The organism is Paenibacillus pasadenensis (assembly GCF_002864175.1).
Taxonomy (GTDB): Bacteria; Bacillota; Bacilli; order Paenibacillales; family Paenibacillaceae; genus Paenibacillus_O; species Paenibacillus_O pasadenensis.
This window is the reverse complement of sequence record NZ_NFEZ01000001.1, coordinates 391,412-417,183: the sequence shown is the minus strand read 5'-3', so window position 1 is coordinate 417,183 and position 25,772 is coordinate 391,412. Positions and strand designations below refer to the sequence as shown.

Below are 25,772 nucleotides of genomic sequence, written 5' to 3'. Positions count from 1 at the left end.
CACCTGCTTCCTTCGTTTCGTTGGCCGAGCCCGGCTCAAGGCCTGGAAAGGGACAGAGCCCGTCTACTAATATTAACCCATCGGTATAATTTTTCAATCATTCTTCGTCATGGTCTTGTCCTTTATTTCTATGCGGCCGAGCCGTACGGACAGAACGGGGACCCGTCCTCGCACATCGTCGCTCTGGATAGGCGGAGGAGGCTGGCGAGCATGGCGGCATTCGGCAATCGGGCCCAAAAGCAAAAGCCCCCGTCCGCCGAAGCGGACCGAGGCTATGGAGGGACAGTCAACGCGGCTCCGCCGCCAGCCACTCTTCCGGCAGCAGCCGCCGATAGCGGGGCTGGGCGTAGCGGTCGTCGACGAGCAGCAGCGTGCCGCGGTCCGACTCGCTGCGGATGAGGCGCCCGCCGGCCTGCAGCACCTTGCCGATGCCGGGATAGACGTAGGCGTAGTCGAAGCCGCTGCGGCCCTGGCGCTGCTCGTAGGCGGCCAGCAGGTCGCGCTCCGGCCCGAGCTGGGGCAGGCCGACGCCGATGACGGCGACGCCGGTCAGCCGGTCGCCCGCCAGATCGACGCCCTCGGAGAAGATGCCGCCCATGACGGCGAAGCCGAGCCGGATCGGCCCGTCCTCGCCCGGAGGCTCGGCATAGGCGGCCAGGAACCGGTCCCGGTCCTCGTCCGTCATCGACGGCCGCTGGAGCTGCAGCCGCAGCTCCCGGCCGTCCGGCAGCGGAAACGCCCGCTCCCCGCCGGGAGCATCCGGCTCGTCGGCGCCGCCTGCGCCGGCCGCCGCGGCCGGCAGGGCTGCGCCGTCCCGTTCACGGCGGCCTGGCCCGTCCGGCGCAGCCGACGGGGCTCCGCCGCTCCAGTCCCGACGGCCAGGCTCGTCCGGCGGACCGGACTCCGGCCGCGCGTCCGCCTGCCCCTGCTCTCTGCCGAGCTCCGCGAGCAGCTGCCCGTAGGCCGCATTCATGTACGCATAGGACGGGAAGAAGGCCAGCCAATGCCCGCCCTTCTCCAGCGCGGCGTCCGCGAGGGCGCGGGCGAGCGGCTGCAGCGTATGCGCGCGGTCGGCGTACCTCGTCGACAGCGGCAGCACCCGCACCTCCAGCTGCGCCGGATCGAACGGCGACGGCAGCGTCAGCGAGCGGTCCTCCTCCTCGGCGCCCAGCTGATCCATATAAAAAGGCAGCGGCGACAGCGTCGCCGAAAAGAACACCCGCCCGCCGTATTGGCGGCCGGTCTGGCGCAGCAGCGCGGACGGGTCGAGGCATTGGAGCGTCGCCTTGACCGACGAGCCGCGCTGGCGCTCCAGGACGAGCGCGAACCGCTCGTCGAACCATTCGCCGGCCGCGACGAACGCCTTGGCCGCATAGTAGGCGTCGAGCAGCCGCTGCTGCCCGTCCGCCGGCGCGCGCGCCTCCTGCCGGAGCGTCGCCTCGCCGGAGCGCCCGGCCGGGCCGGCATCGCCCGCCGCCGGGTCCGCCGCGCCCGCCGGCGCTTCGCCGCTCGGCACGCCGGCGGCCGGCGCTCCTCCGGCGGCCAGCGTCTCGGCCGCCGCCTCGAGGAAGCCGCGCGCCGCGGCCAGCAGCTCCGCCGGCGCCTCGTCCGCGGCGAACGCGCCGCCGCCGGCCGGCCGCAGCCCTGCCGCGCCCCCGCCTCCGGCGTCCATCTCCTTGCGCAGCGCGATGAACGCGGCGTTCACGGCCTTCGCGGCGGCGGCGAGCGCGGGCGCGGATGCCTTCAGCTCGCGCTGCAGCGCGAGGAACGGATCCTTCTCCAGCGCGGCGGAGTACATCGAGCGGGCGCGGTCCGGCAGGTTATGCGCCTCGTCGACGAGCAGCGCGCTGCGGCGCGCCTGCTCCGCCAGCAGCCGCTTGAGCGACACTTTGGGATCGAACACGTAGTTGTAGTCGCCGATGACCGCGTCCGCCGCGTAGGCGGCGTCGAGCGAGAACTCGAACGGGCAGACGCGATGCTTGAGCGCGTACCGCTCCACCGTCTCGCGCGTGACGAGCGTCTCGCTGCCGAGCAGGTCGAGCACCGCGCCGTTGATCCGGTCGAAGTAGCCGTCCGCAAAAGGGCATTCCGCCCCGTCGCAGCGCACTTCCTCCTGCGGGCAGATCTTCTCCTTGGCGGTGAGCGTCACCGCATGCAGCACGAGCCCTTGCGCCTCCATGCGCCGCAGCGCGTCCTCGGCGGCCGCGCGGGTCGTCGTGCGCGCCGTCAGGTAGAACAGGCGCGAGACGCCCGCGCCGCCGCCTTTGCCCCCGCCCGCGCCGTCCGCGGGCTCGCCGAGCGCCCGCACCGCCGGCCAGAGCACGCTCATCGTCTTGCCGATGCCCGTCGGCGCCTTGGCGAACAGCCCGCCGCGCGTCTCGAGCGTGCGGTAGACGGCGGCGGACAGCTTGCGCTGCCCCGGCCGGAAGGCGCCGAACGGAAAGTCCAGCGCCGCGAGGCTGGCGTCCCGCCGCCGGCGGTGCTCCGCCAGCATGCGGGCGTACGGCGCGTACGCCTCCAGCAGCCCGAGCAGCGAGGCCCGCAGCTCGGCGCGCGAGCAGACGCGCGCGAAGCGGACCGCGGCTCCGGTGTCCTTTTGCACATAGGTGAGCTGCACGCGCATCTCCGCCCGGTCCTCCCGCTCCGCATAGATCGCGGCATAGCCCGTCGCCTGCGCCCAGTGGACCGGCCAGCCGTCCCCCGGAATGTCCGCCAGCGGCCGCGAGACGGACTTGATCTCGTCGATCGTCTCCGTGCCGCCCTCCCGCAGCAGGCCGTCGCAGCGCCCCTCGACCGTCCAGGACACGCCCGCATGCTCCAGCTCCTCCCGCAGGAACAGCTCCCGCTCGTCCTGCTCGCCGTACGCCGCCTGGACCTCCTTGTGGATGCGGGTCCCTTCGGCGAGCGCGGCCGAGCTGCGGAAGCCGTACTCGATGCTGCCGCTGCGGCAGGCGTACTCCGCCAGCGCCCGCACGGCGATGCGCAGCCGGCCCTCGGCCAGCTCCGCCCCTCCTTCCTTTTCCCGCTCTTCCATCCCGCCGCCTCCGAACATTCGTTTGCCTTTCATTGTAGCATGCCGCTCCCGGCGCGTCGACGAAGGGGGACAGGGGTAAGAGGGGAGGACAAGGCCGCGGATCGAAGCGGACCAGACCGAGGAGGATGAGAGAAATGGGAAAAAGGATTGAAGTCGAGCCGGGCGTCAAGCTGAACGTCGAGGACGTCGGACAGGGGGACCCGGTCGTCTTCCTGCACGGCTGGCCGGCCAGCTCGCGCATGTTCGAGTACCAGGCGATGCTGCTGCCGCGCCACGGGCTGCGGTTCGTCGGCATCGACTTCCGCGGCTTCGGCAAGTCCGACGCGCCGTGGGAGGGCTACGGCTACGACCGCATGGCCGACGACGTGCGGGCGGTCGTCGACGCGCTCGGCCTCGAGCGGTTCACGCTCGTCGGCTTCTCGATGGGCGGCGCGATCGCCGCGCGCTACATGCACCGCCATCATGAGCATGGCGCCGCCCGCCTGATGCTCGCCGGCGCCGCCGTGCCGCGCTTCACGCAGACGAGCGGCTTCGCGGACGGCACGCCCGCGCAGCAGGTCGACAAGATGCTCGACGATGCGCACAAGGACCGTCCGGCGATGGTCGAGGCGTTCGGCAAGCTGTTCGCGGCCAAGACGCCCTCGCCGCCGTTCGCCCAGTGGATGGGCTCGATCTGCCTCGAGTCGTCCGCGCACGGCACGGTGCGGGCGATGGAATCGCTGCGCGACGAGGACCTGCGCCAGGATCTGCCGGCGATCACCGTGCCGACCGCGCTGCTGCAGGGCATGAAGGACAAGATCTGTCCGCCGGAGCTGGCCGAGCGCGCGCATGAGCTCGTGCGCCATGCCGAGCTGCACCGGTTCGAGGAAAGCGGGCATGCGATGCTGTTCGACGAGCCGGCCAAGTTCAACGAGACGCTGCTCGCCTTCGCGAAGCCGGACGCGGCCGTGCCGCGCCTGTAGGCGGCCGGCGGCCGGACCGCCGGACTGCCGGTGCTCGCGGGGCTGGCCGCCAGCCTGCCGGTGCCGGTCCTCCTGGGGCTGGCCGCCGAACTGCCTGGGCTGACCGCCAGACTGCCGGTACTCCCGGGGCCGGCGCTCCCTGGTCCAGCCCGGCCGCCATCCCTGTTCAAGGCGTCCCGATCGGGACGCCTTTTCGCGTTCTGCGCCCGTTCAACCGCTCGACACAGACCGCCGCAACTTTCCATTTCTAATCCCGATTCGCTATGCTACCCTGAAGATACGACCAAATTACGACAAGGATGTCATGCGATGCCTGCGTTCACCGCCGTCTATATCGTGCTGTCCGGGCTGAGCGGCGTGCTCAACCTCCTGATCGCGATCTACGCCTTGTTCATCCGAGGCATGGTGTCGCTGCGGCTCATCTACTTGCTGCTCTGCGGCTCCTTCGTCCTCTACACGTTCGGCGCCGCCTTCGAAAAGGCTGCCGATACGCTCTCCGGCGTCCTGTTCTGGACCGCCGTCCAATACGCGGGCATGCCGTTCGCCGCTCCGCTCACGCTGCTGATGGCGCTGGAGCTGATCGGCAAGCCCGACCTGCTGCCGCGATGGGGCAAGCGGCTGCTGTTCGTCATCCCGGCCGTCAGCTTTCTGCTCGTCGCGACGAGCTCCTACCATTCCCTGTTCTATCGGGCGATGCGCTTCGAGGAAGTCGGGGGCGTGCGCAGCCTCGAATTCGACATGGGGCAATGGTACATCGTGCACGGCAGCTTCACGTCGGGCACGCTCATGCTCAGCCTCGTGCTCGTGCTGATCCGGCTCGCCCAGCCCTCCCGCGGCTTCAAGCCGCAGCTGGCGGCCGTCGCCGTCGGCATCGCCGTGCCGGTCGCCTCTTCCCTCGCTTATCTGCTCGGCTTGAGCCCGCATGGCGTCGACCCCGTGCCGATCGTGCTCTGCCTGACAAGCGCCTTGTACGCTTGGGCTTTCCTGCGCGCGGACCTCATCACGATCGTGCCGCTCGCGCGGGACAGCGTCATGGAGAGCATGGGCGAGGGCGTGCTCGTCATGGATGCCGATTGGCGGCTGCTCGATACGAACCGTTCGGCCCGACTGCATCTGCCCGAGCTGGAAAAGGCCGCCGTCGGCCGCAGCCTCCACGATCTGGAGCTGCCTGCGGAGGCGTCCGCGGCGTTCCATGCGGCGCTGGCGACGGCCGGAGAAGCGATTCCGTTCTCGCGCGGCGAAGGCGCCTCCGCGCTGCACTTCGAAGTGTACTCCGCTCCCGTGCAGCGCGGAGCCGGACGCATCGGCGGCCATCTGCTCGTGCTGCGCGACACGACCGAGCGCCGGCGGCTGCAGGAGGAGCTGCACCGCCTGGCCTCGCTCGACTCGCTGACCGGCATCCTCAACCGCGGCGCCTTCCTCTCCCAGTCGGCCGAGGCGCTGGCCGGCTGCGTCCGCGCCAAGCGGCCCTGCTCGCTGCTGCTGTTCGACCTCGACCACTTCAAGTCCATCAATGACACGTACGGCCACGAGGCCGGGGACATCGCCCTGCAAGGCGCCGCCTCGATCGTCCGGGAGCGGCTCGAGCCGGAGATGCTGTTCGCCCGCTACGGAGGCGAGGAATTCGTCCTGCTGCTGCCGGGCTGGGAAGAGGAGGGAGCGATCCGCTTCGCCGAGCAGCTGCGAGCCGCCGCCGAGGAGGCGCGGCTCGCGCTGCCCGACGGCCGCGAGATCGGCATCCGCGCGAGCTTCGGCGCCGCGGCCTCGCCTGCCGGACGGATTCCGGACTATCTGGAGATGTACCGGCGCGCCGATCAGGCGCTCTACCAGGCCAAGGAGCAGGGCCGCAACCGCGTCGTATCCGCCGGCGCGGTGTAATCGCCCGCTGCGGGCGGCGCAGCGGCGGGTCCGCTCGCCGCGGCAAGACGCGCTCGCGTCTGAAAGCCGTTCATCCGTCATGCGAGCCTTCGCTTCCGAATAAGATTCAAAGCGGAAGGCATTGCAGGTTTTTTATATCCTAGTATAATAGTGGGTATATAAGGAATTAAAAACAGGACGGGAGTGGTAGGGATGGACCGCAACGCCAGGCAAGCCAGATGGACGAACGATTGGCTGGATCTGCTCAATTATGCTTCCTCGATCGGCGACGAGGCTTGGCGGGAGTCGATCCTTCAGGAGCTGCGCCACGGCGACGCCCTGCGCGAGCTCGAGGAGCAGGAGGAGCGGCGCCTCCAGCTGCAGCTGGATCTCGAGGAGATCTCCCGTCAAATGGAGGGCATCTACCTGCAGCTGCGCGAGGAGGAGAGCGGCTCCATCCGCAGCAGCCTGTGGAACGCCGCCTGGCAGCTCAAAAAGGAGCGCGCCCGGCTCGTCTCCCTGCTGCGCGGCGACTCCTCCTCCCGCCACAAAGGACAGCGGCTCGGCGGCTGAAGCCCCGCATCCGCCCCTCCCCTGGCCCGCCGGATGCGTCGGCTCCCCCCAACGCAGGGCAAAGAGGCCGGGCGCGATGCCGATCATCGGCGCCGCGCCCGGCCTCTTTCCTTTTGCCTGCTCCTATCCGCCCAGTCCCGGCTGGCCGCTGGCCTTGCCGCCCTCCGGCTCCGGGTCGTCCTGCTGCTCGACGATTTCCGCCGGCACCTCGCGCCCGCCTTCGGGCTCCTCCTGCTCGCGGATCGCTTTGTCCTTCTCCTCGTTCGGCTTCGACATGACCTTCCCCTCCCTTCGCCTTTCCGCCTCCGCTGCTTCAAGCTTTCCCCGACGCGCCGCCTTTTGAACCCGCCGCGGCGCAGGCCGGCTCAGGTCCCGGCCGTCCCGGCCGCTCCCTGCTGCTTGCGGAACATGCCGTACAGCTTCGTCACCGTCGCCGTGCTGATCTCCATGTCATGCTCGTACGCATACTTGACCGCGTAGCCGAGCGCGAGCGTCATCGCTCCCGCGACGGACGCCCCGGCGATCGAGCCTGCGCCCGGGAACAGCTTGACCACCTGCCGGAACACGCTCTTGCCGATGTTGCCGACGACGGTCGCCAGCACGAGCTCGCGCGCCGTCTCCTTGCTGATCGGCCGTCCGTACAGCACGGCGAGCCGCGTCAGCAGGCCGATCTGCACGGCCGTGATCGGCACGATGTCCGCGCCGGGAATCGGCGCGGCGCCGATCGCTCCGGCGGAGGCGGCCGCTCCGAGGATCCACTTATTGGCCGTCGCCGACTTTTCCTTGAGGTTCCGGGCGAAAAGCAGATCCTTGGACTTTTTTCGCAGCAGCTCCAAAATCGTCGCCCGCAGCCGGTCGATGTTCTCTCCCGTCCGCGAGGAGACCGGCACGATGTCGAAGCGGCCGCCCGTCTCCGCCCGGACGCGCTCGACGATCCGCTCCACCTCGTCGGCGGCGTCGATCTTGTTGAGCACGACGACGATGTTGGCGTTGGCGTCGCGGATCGCCTCGAAGCTGCGCTTCTCCGCCTCGGAGTACACCGTGCCGGCCGCATTGAGGAAGAACAGGATGATGTCCGCCTTGCGGTAATAGTCCATCGTCAGCTGCGAGTTCTCCAGCCGCACGTCGTTCAGCCCCGGCGTGTCGACGAAGAAGATCCGGTCCTTGAACAAATACGGCTTGATCGCCGCCGTCTCTCCCGGCTCCGCGCCGACGCCGGCGACCGGCTCGCCGACGATGCGGTTGAGCGTCGACGATTTGCCGGCGTTGACGTCGCCGACGAGGGCGATCAGAATATCCTGATCGAGCTCCCGGCCGATCTCGCCCATATGCTGGTCGTACTGGGCCTCGGCCGCCCGCCGCCACTCGCGCTCCCAGGCGGAGCCGGACGGCAGCAGCGCTTCGATCCGGCCTTCTCTGGATACGGATGACGGACCGGAATCCGGCTCCTGACCCAGAGAAGCCCCCTTGCTTCGGACGGCAACCGGCCTGTATCCTTCGGCAAAGGCCCCGCCGTCCGCCTTTCCGGACTCGATGGAGGCCGGCTCCGCCTCGAAGGAGGACGCGTAAGCGGCCGCCGCCTCTTCCCTGACCGCCTCTGCCTCTGCCGGCGCCAAGCCTCCTGTCTGCTCCTGCACGCCTTCGTCCCGCTCCTTCATTTCCGCCGCCTCCCTTTCGCCTGCTTCACTTGGAATAGTCGTATTGCCTTCTCTTACCTCCCGGCAGGGGGACCTGAATCGCGCGGATCGCCCTCAATCGGGCCTCGCCGCAGCTAGCGAAGCTCCGGGCGGGGTTGCGGACAGGGTGAGAAGGGGTAATCTAAAGAGACAACCGATTCGAAAAGCGAGGCGGCAGACGATGACGAAACGCGACAAAGCCGCCCCCGGCGGCGTGCAGACTTTCCGGTTCAAGGACGACGGAACGATGCCCAACCATCCGTTCCTGCCGGTGCTTTATTATCCGGGAGCGGTCAACGAGCCGGCTCGGATGACGGCTCTTTTCGAGGCCGCCGGCTGGGGCAACACCTGGGAGAACGGCGTCTACCCCTATCACCATTACCATAGCGATGCCCACGAGGCGCTCGGCGTCGTGCGCGGCAGCGCCCGTCTCCAGCTCGGCGGCGACGGCGGACGCAGCATCGAGGCGCGGGCGGGCGACGTGCTCGTGCTGCCGGCCGGCACCGGGCACAGACGCCTGTCCGCGACGGCGGACTTCCTCATCGCGGGCGGGTATCCCGGAGGCATGGACTACAACATGAGGACAGGCAAGCCGGACGAGCGGCAACGCGACCTGGAGGAGATCCGGCTCGTGCCGATCCCGCAGAGCGACCCGGTGTTTGGCCGCGGCGGACCGCTGACGGAGCTGTGGCGGGCCGGCCCATGCGGCCGTCCTGATTGACGCATCCGCGGTGCGGGGTAATGGATCGGTAAAAAGTTCGAAGGGTGATCCGATCCAGATGGAACGCAATCATACGATGATGCAATTTTTCGAGTGGCATGTGCCGGCAGACGGCAAGCACTGGCAGCGCCTCAAGGAGCGGGCCGGGGAGCTGAAGGACGCCGGCATCGACGCCGTCTGGATTCCGCCTGCGACCAAAGCCACCTCCCCCGAGGACAACGGCTACAGCGTCTACGACGTCTACGATCTGGGCGAGTTCGACCAAAAAGGCGCGCAGCGCACGAAGTACGGCACCAAGGACGAGCTGCTGGAGGCGATCGCCGCCTGCCGCGAGCAGGGCATCGCCGTCTACGCCGATCTGGTCATGAATCATAAGGCCGGCGCGGACGAGAAGGAGAGGTTCAAGGTAGTCGAGGTCGACGGCGAGAACCGCCAGGAGGAAATTTCCGACCCGCGCAGCATCGAGGGCTGGACGAAGTTCACCTTCCCCGGGCGGGGGGACGCCCATTCCGCGTTCAAGTGGAATTACACTCACTTCAACGGCACCGACTTCGACGCCAAGCGGGACGAGACGGGCGTCTACCGCATCTTGGGCGAGAACAAGCAGTGGAACGAGAACGTCGACGACCAGTTCGGCAACTACGACTACCTGATGTTCGCCAACATCGACTACAACAACCCCGAGGTGCGCGAGGAAATGATCTCCTGGGGCAAGTGGCTCGTACGCGAGACCGGCGTCGACGGCTTCCGCCTCGATGCGATCAAGCATATCGATCACACGTTCGTCCGCGACTTCTGCCGCGCGGCGAAGGAAGCGGCCGACGGCCCGTTCTACATCGTCGGCGAGTTCTGGAACAGCATCACGGAGGACTGCCTCGCCTATCTGGACGCCGCCGACCATGAGCTCGACCTGTTCGACGCGCCGCTCCATTACCGCCTCAAGGAAGCCTCGGAGGGCGGACGCGACTTCGACCTGCGGACGATCTTCGACGGCGCGCTCGTGCGCGAGCGGCCCCAGCATGCGGTCACGCTCGTCGACAACCACGACACCCAGCCGGGCGAGGCGCTGGAGTCCTGGGTCGCCGACTGGTTCAAGCAGAGCGCCTACGCCCTCATCCTGCTGCGCCTCGACGGCTATCCGGTCGTCTTCTACGGCGATTATTACGGCATTGGAGGCGAGGAGCCGATCGAGGGCAAAAAAGCGGCGATTGACCCGCTCCTGTGGGCCCGCTGCCACCGCGCCTACGGAGATCAGGACGACTACCTCGACGATCCGAACGTCATCGGCTGGGTGCGCCGCGGCGTGCCGGACATCGAGCGCTCCGGCTGCGCGGTCGTCGTCTGCAACGCCGATGACTGCGCGAAGCGCATGTTCGTCGGCGAGGAGCGCGCGAACGAGGTATGGGTCGATCTGACCAATACCCGCGCCGAGCGCGTCGTCATCGGTGAGGACGGCTTCGCCGAGTTCCCGGTGCAGGGCGGCAGCGTGTCCGTTTGGGCGCTTCCGGAATTCGATGTCGAGCCTCCCCATCAAGAGCCGTCCGAGGGCTGACCCTCGGCGCAGAGAGGAAGAGAGAGATGAGCGAGCTGGTGCTGAACCGATTGGAAATGACGAGGTCGGAGCTGCTGGAGGAGGTGCGCGGCTTGCCGCTGGAGACGCTGGAGGCGCCGCGTCCGGGCGGGGGCTGGTCGGTGCTGGAGAACTTGGAGCATCTGGCCGCGCTCGAAGGCGCGGTCGCCCAAGGGCTGTCGGCCGCGCTGGCCGGGCCGGAGCGCAGCGATCTGCGCCGCGCGCCGCTGGAGCTGGTGAAGGACCGCTCCCGGCTCGTGGGCGCGCCGGCCCATGTGCAGCCCGCCGGGCGCATCCATACGGGCGCAGAGGCGGAGCAGGCGCTCGCAGACGTCCGCCGTCGGCTGCTGGAGGCGATTGCCGCCGATTACGGGACGGAGCGCATGGAGACGCGCGGCTTCGAGCATCCGCTGTTCGGCCCGATGAGCGCGGCGCAGTGGGTCGAGCTCGTGCCGCTGCACGAGGCGCGCCATCTGGAGCAGATCCGCGACACGCTGCGCCGTCTGCAAGACCGGTAGATCCGTTTGAATGAACACGACATCTTTTCCGATGTCGTGTTTTTTTGTCCGTTTCGTTCCGTTTACATACTATTCTCCCCCTGCCGCCAGGAAAATTCCCCCTATTGTTTTACCGGTATTTCCCTTACATTGGGATCAAAGGGAGGCACACGCTCGGTCCCGCTTCCCTACTCTTCCGCAAAGGAGGCTTGTCCGGCCGCATCGCTGACCGCAATCGATCGCTCAGGCTGAAGATTCACGTTGGCATCATCATTCCATTTCGAACCAGGAGGCATGAATAATGACGTTACGCTTGACCGAAAGCCGCTCGCTCGTCCTGAAGGTGCTCGCCGCCTTCGCCCTGATGGCGCTGGCCATCGTCTGTAGCAAGGTATTCGCTGGAAGCGCATCCGCGCACGGCTACATCGATTCGCCCGCCGGCCGCGCCAAGCTGTGCTCCACCGGCACGAACACGAACTGCGGCAACATCGTGTACGAGCCTCAGAGCCTGGAAGCCAAGGGCAACTTCCCGACCGGCGGACCGGCCGACGGCCAGATCACCGGCGCCGGCAGCGCGTTCCCGCAGCTGAACGAGCAGAGCTCGACCCGCTGGTCCAAGGTCAACATCAACAGCGGCTCCAACACGTTCACCTGGAAGCTGACGGCCCGCCATGCCACTTCCGAGTGGAAATACTACATCACCAAAAAGGGCTGGGATCCGAACAAGACGATCGCCCGCTCCGATCTGGAGCTGTTCTGCAACATCAAGGACAACGGCAAGCAGCCGGAAGCGACCGTCACGCATACGTGCAGCGTGCCTTCCGACCGCACCGGCTACTATGTCATCCTCGGCGTCTGGGAAATCGCCGACACGGGCAACGCGTTCTACAACGCCATCGACGTGAACATTGGCGGCGGCACGAACCCTCCGGTCGACACGACCGCTCCTACCGCTCCGACGGGCCTGGCGGCAGGTACGATCACGACGAGCAGCGTCGCCCTGTCCTGGACCTCCTCCTCCGACAACGTCGGCGTCACGGGCTACAAAGTGTTCCGCGGCTCGACGCTGCTTGCGACCGTATCCGGCACGAGCTATACGGCGACCGGCCTGACGGCCGGCACGAGCTACACCTTCACGGTGCAGGCCGTCGATGCGGCAGGCAACACGAGCGCCGCCAGCAACGCCCTGACGGTGTCCACGTCCACCGGCTCCACGCCGGACACGACAGCGCCTAGCGTGCCGGGCGGCATCCACGTCCACACGACGACCTCGAGCAGCATCTCCATCATGTGGACGGCTTCCACCGACAATGTCGGCGTAACGGCTTACCGCGTCTACAACGGCTCCACGCTCATCGCCACGCTGTCCGGCTCCGCGACGGATTACACCGTGACGGGCCTCAGCGCCGACACGAGCTACACGTTCACGGTCCGCGCCGTCGACGCGGCCGGCAACGTCAGCGCCGCCGCCACGGTGACCGGCAAGACGGCCGTCGGCACGACGAACCCGAATCCGGGCGCGCAAGCCTGGGCTCCCGGCATCGCCTACAAGATCGGCGATCTCGTAACGTACGGCGGCAAGACGTACTCCTGCCGTCAGGCGCACACGTCGCTGACCGGCTGGGAGCCGGCCACGACTCCGGCTCTATGGCTCTTGCAGTGACGAAGGCCGGCTGAAAGCCGGCCGCAGGACGGACGGCGGCTCCCCTGCCTTCCGTCCGCAGCAGATCCCCATCCTTCCGGATGGGGATTTTCGCGTTCCGGATGGGGATTTTCGCGTTCCCGTCAGGGATTCTCGTGTTCCCGTTGGGAATTTTTGCGTTCCGAATGAGAATTTCTGCGATCCGGCCGTAGACGGGGCCTTCCCGGGCGCGCCCGGTCCCGATCCCGGGCCGGTCCCCGCCTATAACCGCCGATGATAGCCAGCTCCCGCAGATCGCTATAGCCGTTTTTGCCGAAACCGCTACAGCGAATGAATTCAAAGTGGTAAACTAGGAGAAAAGCTGCGGGGCGCGTCAGCGCGTCAGCGTGCAAGATGGACTATCACCCGAGGAGGCCCTTATGAGCTCGACCCTGAAAGACAAGCTGCTCCGCAAGGAAAGCGGCATTCTGACCTATGGCATGACGCCGCCGAAAAGCAGCCATCCGCCGGAAAAGATCCGCGAGATCGCGGACAAGCAGATCGAGCGGCTGAGAGGAGCCGGCATCGACGGCCTCGTGCTGTACGACGTGCAGGACGAGGCCGAGCGGACCGACGAGAACCGGCCGTTTCCGTTTCTCAAGGCGCTGGATCCGACCGAATACTACGAGCAGTATCTCAAGCAGGAGCTCGGCGTGCCGGCGATCGTCTACCACTGCGTCGCCTGCGAAGGGCCCGACAAGCTCGCCAGCTGGATCCTGCGGGGACGCGACGAGCAGCGCTACTCGGTCTTCGTCGGCGCCTCCTCCAGCCGCCAGCAGGTGCAGATCCGGCTGCCCGAGGCGTACCGCATGAGCGGGATCCTCAACGAGCGGCTGCTGCCCGGCGGCGTCGTCATCCCGGAGCGCCACCGCAGCAAGGGCGACGAGCACGAGCGGGCGCGCGCCAAGCAGGAGGCCGGCTGCGGCTTCTTCGTCTCGCAGGCGACCTTCGACGTGGAGGCGTCCAAGAGCTTCCTGTCGGACTACTACTACTCCAGCCGCGAGAGCGGAGCCGAGATGGCGCCGATCCTGTTCAACCTCGCTCCATGCGGCTCCGCCAAGACGCTCGAGTTCATGAAGTGGCTCGGCATCAGCATTCCGAAATGGCTGGAGAACGAGCTGATCCATTCCGTCGACATCCTCGACAAGTCGGTGCAGCTGTCCCGACAAGTCTTCCGCGAGCTGTACCGCTTCGGCCTCGAGAAGGGCATCCCGATCGGCTGCAGCGTGGAGAGCGTCTCCACCCGGAAGGTCGAAATCGAGGCGTCGATCCAGCTGCTGCGCGACATACGCGAGGACATGAGCCGAATCGGCGCGGAGCTCGCTCCGTCCATCCCATCCCACAATTAGATTCCTGCATCGCAGCGCGCCGCCCCGGCGCGCTTTTTTGTCGCTTCCTCCGGCTCCGGCTCCGGTAAAGAAGGAGCCGGCGGCCTGACTCGAGCCGGCCGCAGCGGCCCGCCCGTCAGCCTTCGGCTCCCTCGCCGCCCGCTGCGGCCGGCTCCATCGTCAGCTCGAAGCCGAGCTCTCCCTGGGGCTCGCCGTTGATCAACAACGTAATACTTTGCAATCCCGGGTAATACTTTCGCGTCGTAATCGGCTTGATCGCATGGGAGCGGACGACGGGCGTCGAGCCGTGCGGGTACACCCGCTCGGACAGCTTGAAGCGCTTGCCGGCGCGGCGTCCGCTGGCCTTGACGAAGCCGATCTCGTATTCCAGCCGCAGCTGCACCGGCTCGCCCTCGTTTCGGATCTCGAACGCGAACTCCAGCCGTCCGCCAAACGGCACGACGGGCGTGAGCACCTGCAGCCCATGCGCCGACACCTGCGCGGCCGGCGCGAAGCCGAAGCGGCGCAACGCCTGCGGATGCCCCTGCTTGAGCAGCGTGCGGCTCGCGTGGCGCAGCGTCCAATCGGAGGCGGCATCCCGTCCGAGATGCCGCTCCGCCAGCTCCAGCACCCGCTCCGGATGGTCCTTGGCGATGTCGTTGAGATGGTTGGCGACGCTGCGGCGGACGTACTCGCTCTCGTCGGCGAGCAGCGGCTCCAGCAAGGCGAGCGTCGGCCCCGGGTCGCGGACGAACATCGGCAGCCGCTGCCCCCACGGCAGGCGCGGGCGGGAGCCTTCGGTCGCGAGGCGGCGCACATGCTCGTCCGGATCGCGCGACCAGCGGCCGAGGCGCTCCATCGCCCAGGCCGGGTCGGCGAGCAGGAAGGCCCGCACGGCGAACTCCGAGGTGGAGCGGCGGGTCAGCCGGGCCAGCGCGTCCATTGCCGTCTCCCGGTGCTCCAGGCCGAACAGCTCGACAAAGTCGGGAAAGAGGATGTACTCCAGTCCGCGGAAGCGTTCCGCCGCCTCGCAGACGAGCGCGGCCGCCTCCGGGAACGACGGCGGCAGGAAGCGGCCGAGCGCCAGCGCGGCGAGGCGGGTCCGCTCCTTGAACGAGGCTTTTTCCCACGGCTCCTCCATCGCCGACGCCGCGAAGCCTTGCGGGTCGAACGCCGGATGCAGCTCCCGCAGCGCCTCCCCGACGTCCAGCAGCATCCGTTCGTTATACAGATCTCTTAGCGGCAGCATGTTCCGTTCCTCCTCGATGGTTCATGCCGGACCGCCGCTCTCGTGGGCGAAGAAGCGGTCCAGCTTGGCTTTCAGCTCCGGATAAGCCCGCTCGAACTGAACGAACCGATGTCCGTTCGCCCCCGACGGATGCGGGAATCCGCGCAGCAGCCGCTCCTCCGGCAGCAGGCCGCGGCGGACCAGCTCGGATGCGGCGTCCTCCGCAGCCTTGCCGAGCGGCAGCAGCAGCGCCGGCCGCTTCAGCCGCGAGAGCTCGTCCTCCAGATGGCCCATGGCCGTCTGCCAAAGCAGCGGGCTGCGCCGAAGCGGCGGCTGATGGCCGCTGTAGTTCGCCCCGTCCCTGAACACCGGGCACGGCAGCACCGAGGTCGTGTGGACGAGGGGGTGGTCGAGCAGCGACCAATCGTCGTGCCGGCCGAGAGCGGCATCGAGCGCTTCGGGCAAGCCGAGCCGTCCCAACATTCCGAGCAGATCGGTCCGCATCGGGCCGGCGAAGCGAGCCTCCCGCCGAGCTTGCCGGCAGGCTTCGGCAGGGGGCGCTCCCGCCGCCAGGCAGGCGCGCATGGCGCGGAGCGAGATCTCCATCTGCCGCCAGCCCGGCGTCAAGCCTGCGATGATGAGTCGGGCATCCGGCGCGGCGAGCTCGTTATGCGGGGCGTAGTAGATGGAGAGCGCCCCTTCGCGGCTCAGCAGCAGCGGCTCCGCCAGCAGCTCCTCGCGGCTGTACCGCTCCCTGTCGGGCAGGGCGGCCATGTAGGCCGCAGCCGCCTCGAAGCGCTCCGGCCAGCGCAGCAGCTTCAGGCTGTCCGGGACTCGGCCCTGCGCCGGCTCCTCCTGCGGCAGGGAATCGCAATTATCCGTCCTCTGCATCTCCGCCCCCCACCCTCCGCTGACTCGAATTCTGTTATTATACCCCTCATTGCTGACAACTGCCTGTCAGCAAGTCCAGCGCCTGTCGTATAAGAGGGAGAAGCCTCCCAGCCGTCGCCTGACCGGAGCAGGCCTCCGCGACTTTCGGCCGCGAAGGCCAAAAAGGGCTGTCCCGGCGCCGTCATCCTGAGGATGACGGCGCCGGGACAGCCCTTGCTTGTCTGCCTATGCTGCTGCCCGGCTAGGCCGGACTTGCATGCCATGGACGAGCAGCCGGCGGCCGGCCGCATCGCCCGCGCTTCGCGGCAGAGGCAGAGGCCCGGACTCGCGCCCCGCGAGCCGCCTGAGCGGAGCGCATCTCCCGCCGCTCCCTTCTCCCTAAGAGCGGCTACGAACTCTTGCTGCGCTCGCCGTCCGCTGCTTGCGGCGGCTCGGCCTCGTTCTTCGCGCCGTCGGGACGTCGCGGCAGCAGCGTCACCTGCCCCGGCTGCTCCAAGCCCCCCATCGCCAGGATGAACGTGCGCGCGAACTTCGGGTCCCACTGCGTGCCGCGGCCCTCCTCCAGAATTTCCAGCGCCTTGGCGGTCGGCATGCCCTTGCGGTACGGCCGGTCCGACGTCATCGCGTCATAGGCGTCGGCGACGGCGATGATCCGGCCCATGAGCGGGATCTCGTCGCCGCGCAGGCCGTCGGGGTAGCCCGTGCCGTCGTAGCGCTCGTGATGGGAGCGCACGCCCGGCAGGAAGGCCGCCATCGCTTCCTGCGGCTCCACCTGGCGCAGGATGTTCTCGCCCATGACCGTGTGCAGCTTGATCTGAGCGAACTCGTCGTCGGTCAGGTTGCCGTCCTTGAGCAGCACGCTGTCGCGGACGCCGATCTTGCCGATGTCGTGCAGCAGCGCCGTCTTGTTCAGCACGTCGAGCTGGTCGCCGCACAGGCCCTCGGCCCGGCCGATCATGAGCGCGTAGGAGGCCACCCGCTCGGAATGGCCGGCCGTGTACGGATCGCGGGCGTCCAGCGCCGCGGCGAGCGTCGAGAAGTAGCTTTGCAGCAGCTGCTCGTTCATGCGCTCCCGCTCGCCGAGCCCCTGCACCATATGATTGAATCCGTCGACGAGCCGCGAGAACTCGTCCGAGTACAGATCCGGCACGCGGACGGACAGGTTGCCCTTGCGCACGAGCCGCATCATCGTGTAGAGCTCCTCGATCGGCTGGCGCACGCTCTTGCCGAGCAGCCAGGCGGCGAAGGAGGCGAATCCGAGACTTATGAGCAGCACGAGCGCGCTCCACGCCCAGTAGCTGACGCTGGACTCGCCCCGTACGGACAGGCGGACTTGGGTCGACAGGACGAAGATCATGACCGGCAGCGCCCCGATGACGAATATGCTCGCCTGGAACTTGATCGGGATCGGGACGAGCACCTTGCCCCGCAGGCTCAGCTCCTCGGCTCCGGGCTCCGCGAAGCTCTTGATGTCGAGCAGCAGCGGGCGGATCGCCTGGGCGGTCAGGAAATATTCCACCATCGCATGCAGCGAGGCGATGAGCGCCGACGAGAGCGCCGCGATGACGAGGTAACCGTTCGGCACGGCGAGCCAGCCGAGCGGCCGGCAGGCCAGCGTCAGCAGCAGGGCCGGCAGCGTGAACCCGAGCAGATGCGGCCCCATGATGCGGCTCACCGCCAGAGCGGGCAAGCGATGGACGCGGAAATAGGCTTGGCGTATCGCAGATGCGTCCGGCTCGGCCATCCGGTACAGCGCCCGGACCGGCGCCACATGGCGCAGGAAGGCCGCTCCCTCGCACAGCAGCATGCAAGCGATGGACAACAGCAGGATGACGACGACGACGAGCGGCTGGCCCGGCTGCAGCTCGAGGCTCAGGCTGATGATCGCGCCTCCGACGCCGACGACGGCGAGCGCCGAGCCGATCAGGTAATTGCCGATCAGCCGATATAGGAATTGGTTATAAATAGGCATAGGACCTCGATTTCGAGTCTTTTCCTTCTTTATCGCCCTTCATTCCGTTTGTTGTTAGTTTTTGTCGAATAAAATCCTTTTTTGTCATGAAAATGCCTAAATTTAGCTCCGCTGGGGCATCAAGGGGCTCCGGATGCCTGAACGAAATGAAGCGGTCCGACCTTTTTCACATAAAATCCGCCCAAGCTGTTGCCCGTCTGCCGGTCCCGGCCGCGGTCGATGCCGTAGTAGCGCATGCCTCGATAGACGATGTCGGTCCGGTCGATGTCCGCCAGCAGCGCCGCCTCCGGCTGGACCCGCAGCAGCAGGTCGGCGCGGATCGCCAGCTGCGGCGACAGCAGCGTGCCGAAGGCCGCGCCTAGGCCGAGCAGCAGCGCCAGCACGATGAGGCGAGCCGCTCTTCCCTTCCGGGAGCCGTCGTTATCGGGCGTCCTCTCCAAGCCCGGCGCGTCCGAGAGACGCGATGGATTCCCCACGGCCCTGCCTCCTTCTCCTTTTCCATGAAAAGACGAGCCGCGATGGCGAAAAGCGCCGGCCTCGCGCCGCCGCGCTTCACCCGAGCAGCTTGCCGATGCCCATGAGCGCGCCGAGGCGGGAGCGCTTCTGCTCGCGGGCGACGTCGCGGTACGTGGCGAGCGCGATGCCGGCGTCCCGCAGCGCATAGAGGAAGTCGTCGTCCTGCAGCAGCCGGAACTCCCACACCCGCTTCTCCCACGAGGGCACGATGCGCTCCATGTCGCGGTCGGGCACGGCTGGATGCACGTACGTCTCCGTGATGCCCTCCGGCAGCTCGTAAAGCTTGGCGCACAGAATCGCCTTGAACGAGGCGTACGTCTCCCCCGGCTCCACATGGTACGGATGGCTGACGAGATAATCCGGGAGCGGCACCCCGAGCAGGTCGGCGAGCAGCACGACCTTGCCGAGCGTCTTCTCCGCGCCGGCGATCGACGCGAGGAAGGCGTCCTGCTCCCAGATGCGGCGGAACAGGCGGAACGGCAGGCGGCGGGCCGAGCATTCGCGCAGCGTCAGCTGCAGATGGCTGCGTCCGGTCGCAAGCCCGTACAGGCTGCCCATATGGTTGTCGGCATGCGTGATCCGCACGCCGGCGTCACGGACGGCGCGGAACTGCGCCTCCATCTCCCGCTTCACGTCGCGGGCTTCCGCCCGGCGCTCGAACGACTCCACGTCCGGATGGAGAAATCCCTCCGCGTCCTGCAGCGAGGCCGCTCCCGTGAGCGAGCCCCAGCGCCAGCCGGGGAACTCGCTCGTGAACGTCAGATGGGCGCCGATGCTGACGCGATCTCCTTGCCGGCGCGCCCACTGGGCCGCCTCGCGGAACGCCGGAGCGGGAGCCATGATCGTCGCCGAGCTGGCGAGCCCCTCTTCGAGCAGGGCGATGATTGCCTCGTTGGCGGCGCGGCACTGGCCGAAGTCGTCACAATTCAGGATGAGCCTCTTGCGGCTTGTCATGCGGTCCCTCCTCTTCTTCCCGGTACAACAAGGATATGGCGACGGATACGGCAAGCAGACCGACCGGCACGAGACTGATCAGCACGCGAAAGGCCAGCTCCGGATGCGGCCCGGGATCGGCGCCGCTCCGGTAGCCGAGCAGCAGGCCGACGATCCAGAACGCGACCGCGGACAGCAAGCCGCTCGAGCGGGTGATGAAGCCGCCGACGGCGGTGTAGACGCCCTCGCGGCGGCGTCCCGTGCGCTCGGCGTCGAGGTCGATGATGCGGCCGCTGAGCACGGCCGGCGTCACGAGGAAGCCGGCGAGGCCGAAGCCGATGCAGACGCCCGCGGCGATGCCGCCGCCGAGCCCCTGCGCGATCCAGAGCGGCACGGCGCTGACGCCGTAGGCCGCGAGCGCGAGCCGCCAGCTGCGCAGGCCGCCGAGCCGGCGGGCGATGACATACCAGACGGCGACGAGCGGAATGACCGGCACGAACACCGAGGCGAGCAGCAGCGACACCTGGCTTTCGGGAATACCGAGCGCATACTTGGCATAGAACGGAATCATGGAGCTGAGCAGCCCGTTCACCGTCTGGGCGAACGAGTTCGCGAGATGGAAGATCCAGAAGCTGCGGTTGGACAGCGTGACGCGGAACGCTTGGAGGAATGGCAGCGGAGGCTGGCTGCGGGATTCCGGCGGCTCGCGCAGACGGCGGAGGAAGGCGAGCATGCAGACGAGAAAGACGGCGGCGTAGACGAAGGACATGCCGCCGAAGCCGAGCCGCTGGAACAGCAGCGGCGTCGCCGCCGTGCCGATCAGGATCGCGAGCATCTGAAAGCCCTGCTGGACGGCGGACGCCTTGGCCCGCGCCGCCGCGCCGGCGAACAGCTCGGGCAGCAGCGCGCCGTAGTTGACCCAGATGACGGAGGAGGCCGTCTCGAACAGGACGAGCGCGGCGAGGAACCAGTAGAACAGCGCCAGGCCGCCCTCGGCGGCGGTCGCGGCGACGCCGTCCGGCACGGAGAACAGGCCGATGAAAACGGCGGCGAACGCCGGCAGCGCGCCGTACAGCCACGGCTTGCGGCGGCCCCAGCGGCTGCGCGTGCGGTCGGACCAGTAGCCGAGCAGCGGCTGGTTGACCGCGTCCCAGACGAGATAGATCGTGCGGGCGAGCGTCGCCAGCCCGATGCCGAGTCCGAGCTTGTCGACATAGTAGTAGCTGTAGAACGATAAAAACGCCTGGCTCGGCACCATCATCGCCAGCATGCCGAGTCCGTACGTCCAGCTGGAGTTGATGCCTCGCCCCAGCCTCGCTTGTCCCGCTTCCGGCCGGCGGCCGGGCTGCGGCTGCGTTTCCGTCTGCATTCCGCTCTCCCCTTCGGGCCGGGCGGACGGCCGTTTCGGGAATCGGCGCGCCCGGCATGGAATTCGCAATCCGCAGGCGCTGTCGTTGGTGGTCCTTATGATTTCCGCGGCGTGGGGTCAATTCCTTCTTCAGTTCTAATTTATAATTATTATAAATAGATATTGACTATAAGATGAGAAACATGTAAAGTTGAAAACAAATCTCATTGAAGCCGGGGAACCGGGGAGAAAGGGGAACTCATTCATGAATCGACTGACGACGAACCAGGGGGTCCCGATCGGGGACAACCAGAACTCCAGGACGGCCGGCCCGAACGGCCCGACGCTGCTCGAGGACTACCAGTTGCTGGAGAAGCTGGCGCACTTCGACCGGGAGCGGATTCCGGAGCGGGTCGTCCACGCCCGCGGAGCCGGCGCGCACGGCGTATTCCGCACGGCCGCCAGCATGAAGCGCTGGACGAAGGCGGCTTTCCTGCAGGACGCCGGCACCGAGACGCCGGTATTCGTCCGCTTCAGCACGGTCATCCACGGCCAGCACTCCCCGGAGACGCTCCGCGATCCGCGCGGCTTCGCCGTCAAGTTCTACACGACCGAGGGCAACTACGACTTCGTCGGCAACAACCTGCCGGTGTTCTTCATCCGCGACGCGATGAAATTCCCGGACATGGTCCACTCGCTCAAGCCCGATCCGAGCACGAACATCCAGCATCCCGACCGCTACTGGGACTTCATGTCGCTGACGCCGGAGTCGACGAACATGCTGCTGCATCTGTTCTCCGACGAAGGCATCCCGGCCAATTATCGCGAGATGCGCGGCTCCGGCGTGCATGCGTTCAAGTGGGTGAACGAGCACGGCAACCGCGTCTACACGAAGCTGCGCTGGGTGCCCAAGCAGGGCGTCCGCAACCTGTCCGGCGACGAGGCGAGCGCGATCCAGGCGCATGACTTCAACCACGCGACGCGCGACCTGCAGGAGGCGATCAAGCGCGGCGACTTCCCCGAATGGGACCTGTTCGTGCAGATCCTCGATCCGGCGGACCTCGACTCGTTCGACTTCGATCCGCTCGATCCGACGAAGGACTGGTTCGAAGAGGACATCCCGTACGTGCATGTCGGGACGATGACGCTGAACCGCAACCCGGACAACGTCTTCGCCGAGACGGAGCAGGTCGGCTTCAACCCGGGCGTCGTCGTGCCGGGCATCGAGCCTTCCGAGGATAAGCTGCTGCAGGGCCGCCTGTTCTCCTACTCCGATACGCAGCGGTACCGCGTCGGCACGAACTACCTGCAGCTGCCGATCAACTGCCCGTTCGCCCAGGTGAGCAACAACCAGCGCGACGGCGCCATGCAGCACGGCAAGCCCGGCGGCTCCGTCAACTACGAGCCATCCCGCCACAAAGACGCTCCCCAGGAGGATCCGGCATACGCGGAGCCGCCGGCGCCGCTCGCCGCCGGCGCGCAGGCCGGACGCCAGAAGATCGCCAAGACGAACGACTTCGGGCAGGCGGGCCAAGTATGGCGCCGCTACTCCGCCGCCGAGCAGGACGCGGTCATCCGCAACCTGTCGGGCGACCTCGCGCAGGCGGAGTCCAGCACGCAGCTGCGCGCCGTCTGCAACTTCTACCGCGCCGACGCCGACCTCGGCAAGCGGCTGGCGGGCGCGCTGGGCGTCGACCTGACGCCTTACCTGCAGCATCTGGGGTAAGGCGGAGGCAGGCCCGCCGCCTCGCTTCGACGGTCCCGTCCGAGGCGGCCGCCCCCCGGCCGCCCGGCGTTTCCATACCGCCGCCCCCTGAGGGGCTCCGTTCGCGGAGCCCCTCAGGGGGCGGCTTGTTTGGCTGAAACGGGTGGGATGAAACGAAGAAGAGCCCCTGCAAAGGGGCTTTCTTCTTGAATCAGCTTGCTTGGTAGGCTTCAAATCCCAGTACAAAAACACTTGACTCCAAGCTGAAAATTCCTCGCATATCGGGCGTGATTTCAAACGACTCCAGCTTCTCGTCGATTTCCTGTCGTCCATCCGGTTCAAAGGATATCCCAAATTGGGGATGAGACTTGCCATCTTCCGTTATACTCGCATCGCTCATGCCAGTGTCTAAAACGCGAACACGAGCACCCGCACCATAAACAACTTGCTGGTACTCCCAAGGAACACCCCCATCACTGCTCTGTTTTGTCCGAGTCTCGATGACTTGGGTGACCTCCAGTTTCAGCCGGCCAAACGTGAAGGTTCTGATCTCGCCGACTGGCGCAGAAGGCGTTGGCGACAGCGTCGGGATTTCGGTGGGTGACACCGTTGCCGTCGGTGTCGAGACGGAGCTTACTCGGGGGCTAGGGGGCGGCATTTCAGCGGGGGCTTCGTTCGTACAGCCCGTCAAGGCTGTCAGAATCATTCCGGTAACGAGCATCGGCAGCGGCGCTTTGGGGAAACGGTTCATGGCAGGTCCTCCTTTTCTGTAAAACACTTCATAGTACCCTCGCCAAGATCGGCGTGGGTACTATGACACTCATGTCACCGTGTTAGTAAAGTAGCTATATGCATATGAGCTTGCATTCGGATTGTTGTCTGGCTGATAAAATTTAGCCGGACCGAATGCCGCCTGAGATACTCCGGATCGAAGCATCCTAAACATCCACTGTACTGATGTTCCAGAGGACACCTTACCAGTAAAGTTGTAACTATAAACATCTCCCGACTTGTTCATGACTCCACCATCCGTCCAAGATCCCGCTGATGTACGATAATAAATTCTCACTTCTGAGAAGGATTCTTTAGTACCATCATTCCTAATATATGCAGTAAAAGAAGCGATGTTGCTGTTCCAGGCCACCACAGAATAAGCGTCAAGGTCTTTCCCTGAGCTCCAATTGGATGAAGACAAGTGCCTGTAGTTCACTTCATTTCTCAGCCATTTCAATCCACCCGATGTCGAACAAACTCCAAAATGAAGATGTGGAGGGACATCTCCTTGATTGCCGGATTTTCCTATTAAAGCCCCTTGACTTTTCTTCCCATCTGTCTCCCTGCTATTCATATGATAAAATCGAACATGATAATCCCCATCATCTTTAACATTATTATTATTTGCATCGACTAGGAAATCAATATCATACGAACCAGTAACAGTAATTCCGGTTGCCCACCCGTCATATGGAGCATAAACATTCGTATTTAATGCAGCTTGAAGATCCGCTCCGTTATGGGGATTTGTCCCACTCGACCGAGGTTGATTCCATTTGCTGTTCACTGCCGCAAAGCCTGCAGATGAAGAATTTGAAAGAGGAGAGTTGAAATTCACGATAGACGGCGGCGTATTTCCGAAAACGATGCTATAATCCGCAGCAAAAACACCAGCCGGGAAAATAAAAGTAACTAAAACAAAAGAGAGCATCATTATCGTTAATTTCTTGTATCTCATTTCTCAACACCTTCTTCTAACAAATTGTTTTCAGTATCGGCTCATTTTTCTGTCGAATTGACCACAGCGCTTGAAAAGCTGCTTCCTGTTTGCGTTTCTACAACTGCTGTTTCATCATTAAGCCATTGGAAACGAATGATATTCCCTTTGACAGACCGCTTGTTCTGCAACGAACTGGAGAGCAGCTTTTGTGTTTTCGTCGACAATTCAACCATCATGACATCTTCAACCCCGACCGAAGGATCGTCTCCATAACCGATCGCAACTTGGGTTCCCGATGGCGAAAATCGGGGTTCTCCATCAAGATATCCAGAAATTTCAGAAATTTCAGTGAGGATTCCCTTTGATAGATCGACACTACTCACCGTCGCAGTCGAAGTCGAACTGCCCTCTTCATGACTGGATATGACGATTTTCCCATCCTGAACCGCACTTATGCGCAGATTCGGCACTTTCGGAACATCGAGCGCAATAATCGACTTGTCATACACATCTATTGCACGAGTGTCGGCGAGAGCCCCTACCACAACATCGCGATCTGAGATGAACCCTAGGATATCATTGTTCACAGAAGGCGGAACTAGTTGGCTCTCTTTTCCTGAATCAAGATCAATTGCCCATATTGATGTCTCATCAAGCCTTGTGCTGTCACGATTCGTCCGATAAACGACTTGCTTGCCATCGGGGCTAATCATAACACTACTGACCCAGAGCAGGTATGCATCCGGATGAAGCTTCGTCAATTCTTGGCCGATTTGTTGCCGGTCTTTGCCCGAATATGTGTCTGCTGTGATTTTTTTTGCGCTCAGAGCAATCGGATCAATCTTCCAAATCCCCGCATCCGTATAGATGATATAGATATTCTTTTCACTGTCGGAGACAAAATCAAAAGGCTGATTTCCCCATTCAGATGGGAATACAAAGGTGTCCTTGCCGATACTCGCTTTATAAAACAAACTTTTGTATTCGCCATTCGATTCATCCGCGATAGAAATCGTAAACGGCGTCTTCTCGATTTCGATTGGAGTCGAACCAACCAGAGAAAGTGCTCTCATATGCTCCTCAATAAATCGTTCACGCACTTCGACTAAATTGTCTATCCCCGGTACTTCCTGGCCTTGCGCATCTACAATCCCGTTAGGGTAAAGAATGCTCATCATTTTCGAATACTCGTTACTACCAATGGAGTCAACCAGAAGAGAAGAGCCGCTCTCTCCCCTCATGACTTTACTGATCTGTCCTTCATAAGGAACAGCTTCCAGCTGATATGGATCAGGCCCATTTGGTGCTGATGCTTGTATGATATGGGAAGTTGCAGCACCGACAAGGATAAGCGCACTTGTCAAAACGATTGTTATCGTCGATTTTTTCATGATCTGAATCTCCTTTTCCTGCGCTCGCAACGGATGGAACGACCACAGAGCGCATGTTTCTGTTTTTAATCTGTCCTGACAGAAAGTCGCAAGAACCTCCCTTACTCGATTTACTTGTCCCTCCTTTTCGATTCGGCTATTCTTTATCGTGCCGTGGAAGAATAGGGATGAGCTT

General features: G+C 65.1%; 21 protein-coding genes. 9 read left to right on the top strand and 12 right to left on the bottom strand.

Annotated elements, in window-relative coordinates:
- Positions 1-286 precede the first annotated feature (286 nt).
- On the bottom strand, positions 287-3,067 hold the full coding sequence (locus B8V81_RS01865; protein WP_146000438.1) for a helicase C-terminal domain-containing protein: 2,781 nt from the start codon (positions 3,065-3,067) through the stop codon (positions 287-289).
- A 101-nt stretch (positions 3,068-3,168) separates the two neighbouring features.
- Here B8V81_RS01865 and B8V81_RS01860 point away from each other — a divergent pair, with 101 nt between their 5' ends.
- From B8V81_RS01860 to B8V81_RS01850, 3 genes are all read left to right on the top strand, one after another.
- Positions 3,169-3,996 carry an alpha/beta fold hydrolase gene (locus B8V81_RS01860; RefSeq protein WP_101807568.1) on the top strand — a complete coding sequence of 276 codons (828 nt, stop codon included), beginning with the start codon at positions 3,169-3,171 and terminating at the stop codon, positions 3,994-3,996.
- 309 nt (positions 3,997-4,305) lie between these two features.
- The gene (locus B8V81_RS01855; RefSeq protein WP_101807567.1) at positions 4,306-5,874 is read left to right on the top strand and encodes a histidine kinase N-terminal 7TM domain-containing diguanylate cyclase; all 1,569 of its coding nucleotides are present in this window, start codon (positions 4,306-4,308) and stop codon (positions 5,872-5,874) included.
- 192 nt (positions 5,875-6,066) lie between these two features.
- A complete protein-coding gene (locus tag B8V81_RS01850) occupies positions 6,067-6,426 on the top strand; it encodes a hypothetical protein (RefSeq protein WP_052333216.1) in 360 nt (119 codons plus the stop codon).
- A gap of 123 nt (positions 6,427-6,549) precedes the next feature.
- Here B8V81_RS01850 and B8V81_RS25080 read toward each other — a convergent pair whose 3' ends face one another.
- Complete coding sequence (locus tag B8V81_RS25080; RefSeq protein ID WP_153784515.1) at positions 6,550-6,702, bottom strand: hypothetical protein; 153 nt, start codon at positions 6,700-6,702, stop codon at positions 6,550-6,552.
- Positions 6,703-6,791: 89 nt separating this feature from the next.
- The gene (locus tag B8V81_RS01845) at positions 6,792-8,084 is read right to left on the bottom strand and encodes a GTPase (protein WP_084137212.1); all 1,293 of its coding nucleotides are present in this window, start codon (positions 8,082-8,084) and stop codon (positions 6,792-6,794) included.
- Between the two features lie 199 nt (positions 8,085-8,283).
- Here B8V81_RS01845 and B8V81_RS01840 point away from each other — a divergent pair, with 199 nt between their 5' ends.
- The 5 genes from B8V81_RS01840 to B8V81_RS01820 all read left to right on the top strand — a co-directional run bounded on the left by B8V81_RS01840 (position 8,284) and on the right by B8V81_RS01820 (position 13,920).
- Positions 8,284-8,823, top strand: coding sequence for a cupin domain-containing protein (locus B8V81_RS01840; RefSeq protein ID WP_043111304.1), 540 nt, complete (start codon positions 8,284-8,286; stop codon positions 8,821-8,823).
- A 58-nt stretch (positions 8,824-8,881) separates the two neighbouring features.
- Positions 8,882-10,375: an alpha-amylase gene (locus tag B8V81_RS01835; protein WP_028598856.1), complete on the top strand. Its 1,494-nt coding sequence runs from the start codon at positions 8,882-8,884 to the stop codon at positions 10,373-10,375.
- A 26-nt stretch (positions 10,376-10,401) separates the two neighbouring features.
- Positions 10,402-10,911, top strand: a complete 510-nt coding sequence (locus B8V81_RS01830; RefSeq protein ID WP_052333215.1) for a DinB family protein — start codon at positions 10,402-10,404, stop codon at positions 10,909-10,911.
- A 280-nt stretch (positions 10,912-11,191) separates the two neighbouring features.
- On the top strand, positions 11,192-12,553 hold the full coding sequence (locus B8V81_RS01825; RefSeq protein WP_084137211.1) for a lytic polysaccharide monooxygenase: 1,362 nt from the start codon (positions 11,192-11,194) through the stop codon (positions 12,551-12,553).
- Between the two features lie 398 nt (positions 12,554-12,951).
- Positions 12,952-13,920 carry a methylenetetrahydrofolate reductase gene (locus B8V81_RS01820; protein WP_101807566.1) on the top strand — a complete coding sequence of 323 codons (969 nt, stop codon included), beginning with the start codon at positions 12,952-12,954 and terminating at the stop codon, positions 13,918-13,920.
- 115 nt (positions 13,921-14,035) lie between these two features.
- Here the strand turns inward: B8V81_RS01820 and B8V81_RS01815 are convergent, their stop codons facing one another.
- The 6 genes from B8V81_RS01815 to B8V81_RS01790 form a co-directional block, all read right to left on the bottom strand.
- The gene (locus B8V81_RS01815; RefSeq protein ID WP_101807565.1) at positions 14,036-15,148 is read right to left on the bottom strand and encodes a DNA alkylation repair protein; all 1,113 of its coding nucleotides are present in this window, start codon (positions 15,146-15,148) and stop codon (positions 14,036-14,038) included.
- A 21-nt stretch (positions 15,149-15,169) separates the two neighbouring features.
- On the bottom strand, positions 15,170-16,018 hold the full coding sequence (locus B8V81_RS01810; RefSeq protein ID WP_101807564.1) for a hypothetical protein: 849 nt from the start codon (positions 16,016-16,018) through the stop codon (positions 15,170-15,172).
- A gap of 388 nt (positions 16,019-16,406) precedes the next feature.
- Positions 16,407-17,990: an HD-GYP domain-containing protein gene (locus B8V81_RS01805; protein ID WP_084137209.1), complete on the bottom strand. Its 1,584-nt coding sequence runs from the start codon at positions 17,988-17,990 to the stop codon at positions 16,407-16,409.
- Between the two features lie 119 nt (positions 17,991-18,109).
- Positions 18,110-18,466 (bottom strand): hypothetical protein, encoded by a 357-nt coding sequence (locus tag B8V81_RS01800; RefSeq protein ID WP_028598853.1) that lies wholly within the window; start codon positions 18,464-18,466, stop codon positions 18,110-18,112.
- Positions 18,467-18,542: 76 nt separating this feature from the next.
- Positions 18,543-19,460, bottom strand: a complete 918-nt coding sequence (locus tag B8V81_RS01795; RefSeq protein ID WP_028598852.1) for a polysaccharide deacetylase family protein — start codon at positions 19,458-19,460, stop codon at positions 18,543-18,545.
- A complete protein-coding gene (locus tag B8V81_RS01790) occupies positions 19,426-20,709 on the bottom strand; it encodes an MFS transporter (protein ID WP_244912707.1) in 1,284 nt (427 codons plus the stop codon). Before B8V81_RS01790 ends, B8V81_RS01795 begins: the two co-directional genes overlap by 35 nt.
- A gap of 343 nt (positions 20,710-21,052) precedes the next feature.
- Here B8V81_RS01790 and B8V81_RS01785 point away from each other — a divergent pair, with 343 nt between their 5' ends.
- Positions 21,053-22,513, top strand: a complete 1,461-nt coding sequence (locus B8V81_RS01785; RefSeq protein ID WP_101807562.1) for a catalase — start codon at positions 21,053-21,055, stop codon at positions 22,511-22,513.
- Between the two features lie 190 nt (positions 22,514-22,703).
- Here B8V81_RS01785 and B8V81_RS01780 read toward each other — a convergent pair whose 3' ends face one another.
- The 3 genes from B8V81_RS01780 to B8V81_RS01770 all read right to left on the bottom strand — a co-directional run bounded on the left by B8V81_RS01780 (position 22,704) and on the right by B8V81_RS01770 (position 25,597).
- A complete protein-coding gene (locus tag B8V81_RS01780; RefSeq protein ID WP_028598849.1) occupies positions 22,704-23,243 on the bottom strand; it encodes a hypothetical protein in 540 nt (179 codons plus the stop codon).
- Positions 23,244-23,312: 69 nt separating this feature from the next.
- A complete protein-coding gene (locus tag B8V81_RS01775) occupies positions 23,313-24,224 on the bottom strand; it encodes a M23 family metallopeptidase (protein WP_084137206.1) in 912 nt (303 codons plus the stop codon).
- A gap of 41 nt (positions 24,225-24,265) precedes the next feature.
- Complete coding sequence (locus B8V81_RS01770; protein WP_127464548.1) at positions 24,266-25,597, bottom strand: TolB-like translocation protein; 1,332 nt, start codon at positions 25,595-25,597, stop codon at positions 24,266-24,268.
- Positions 25,598-25,772: the final 175 nt, after the last annotated feature.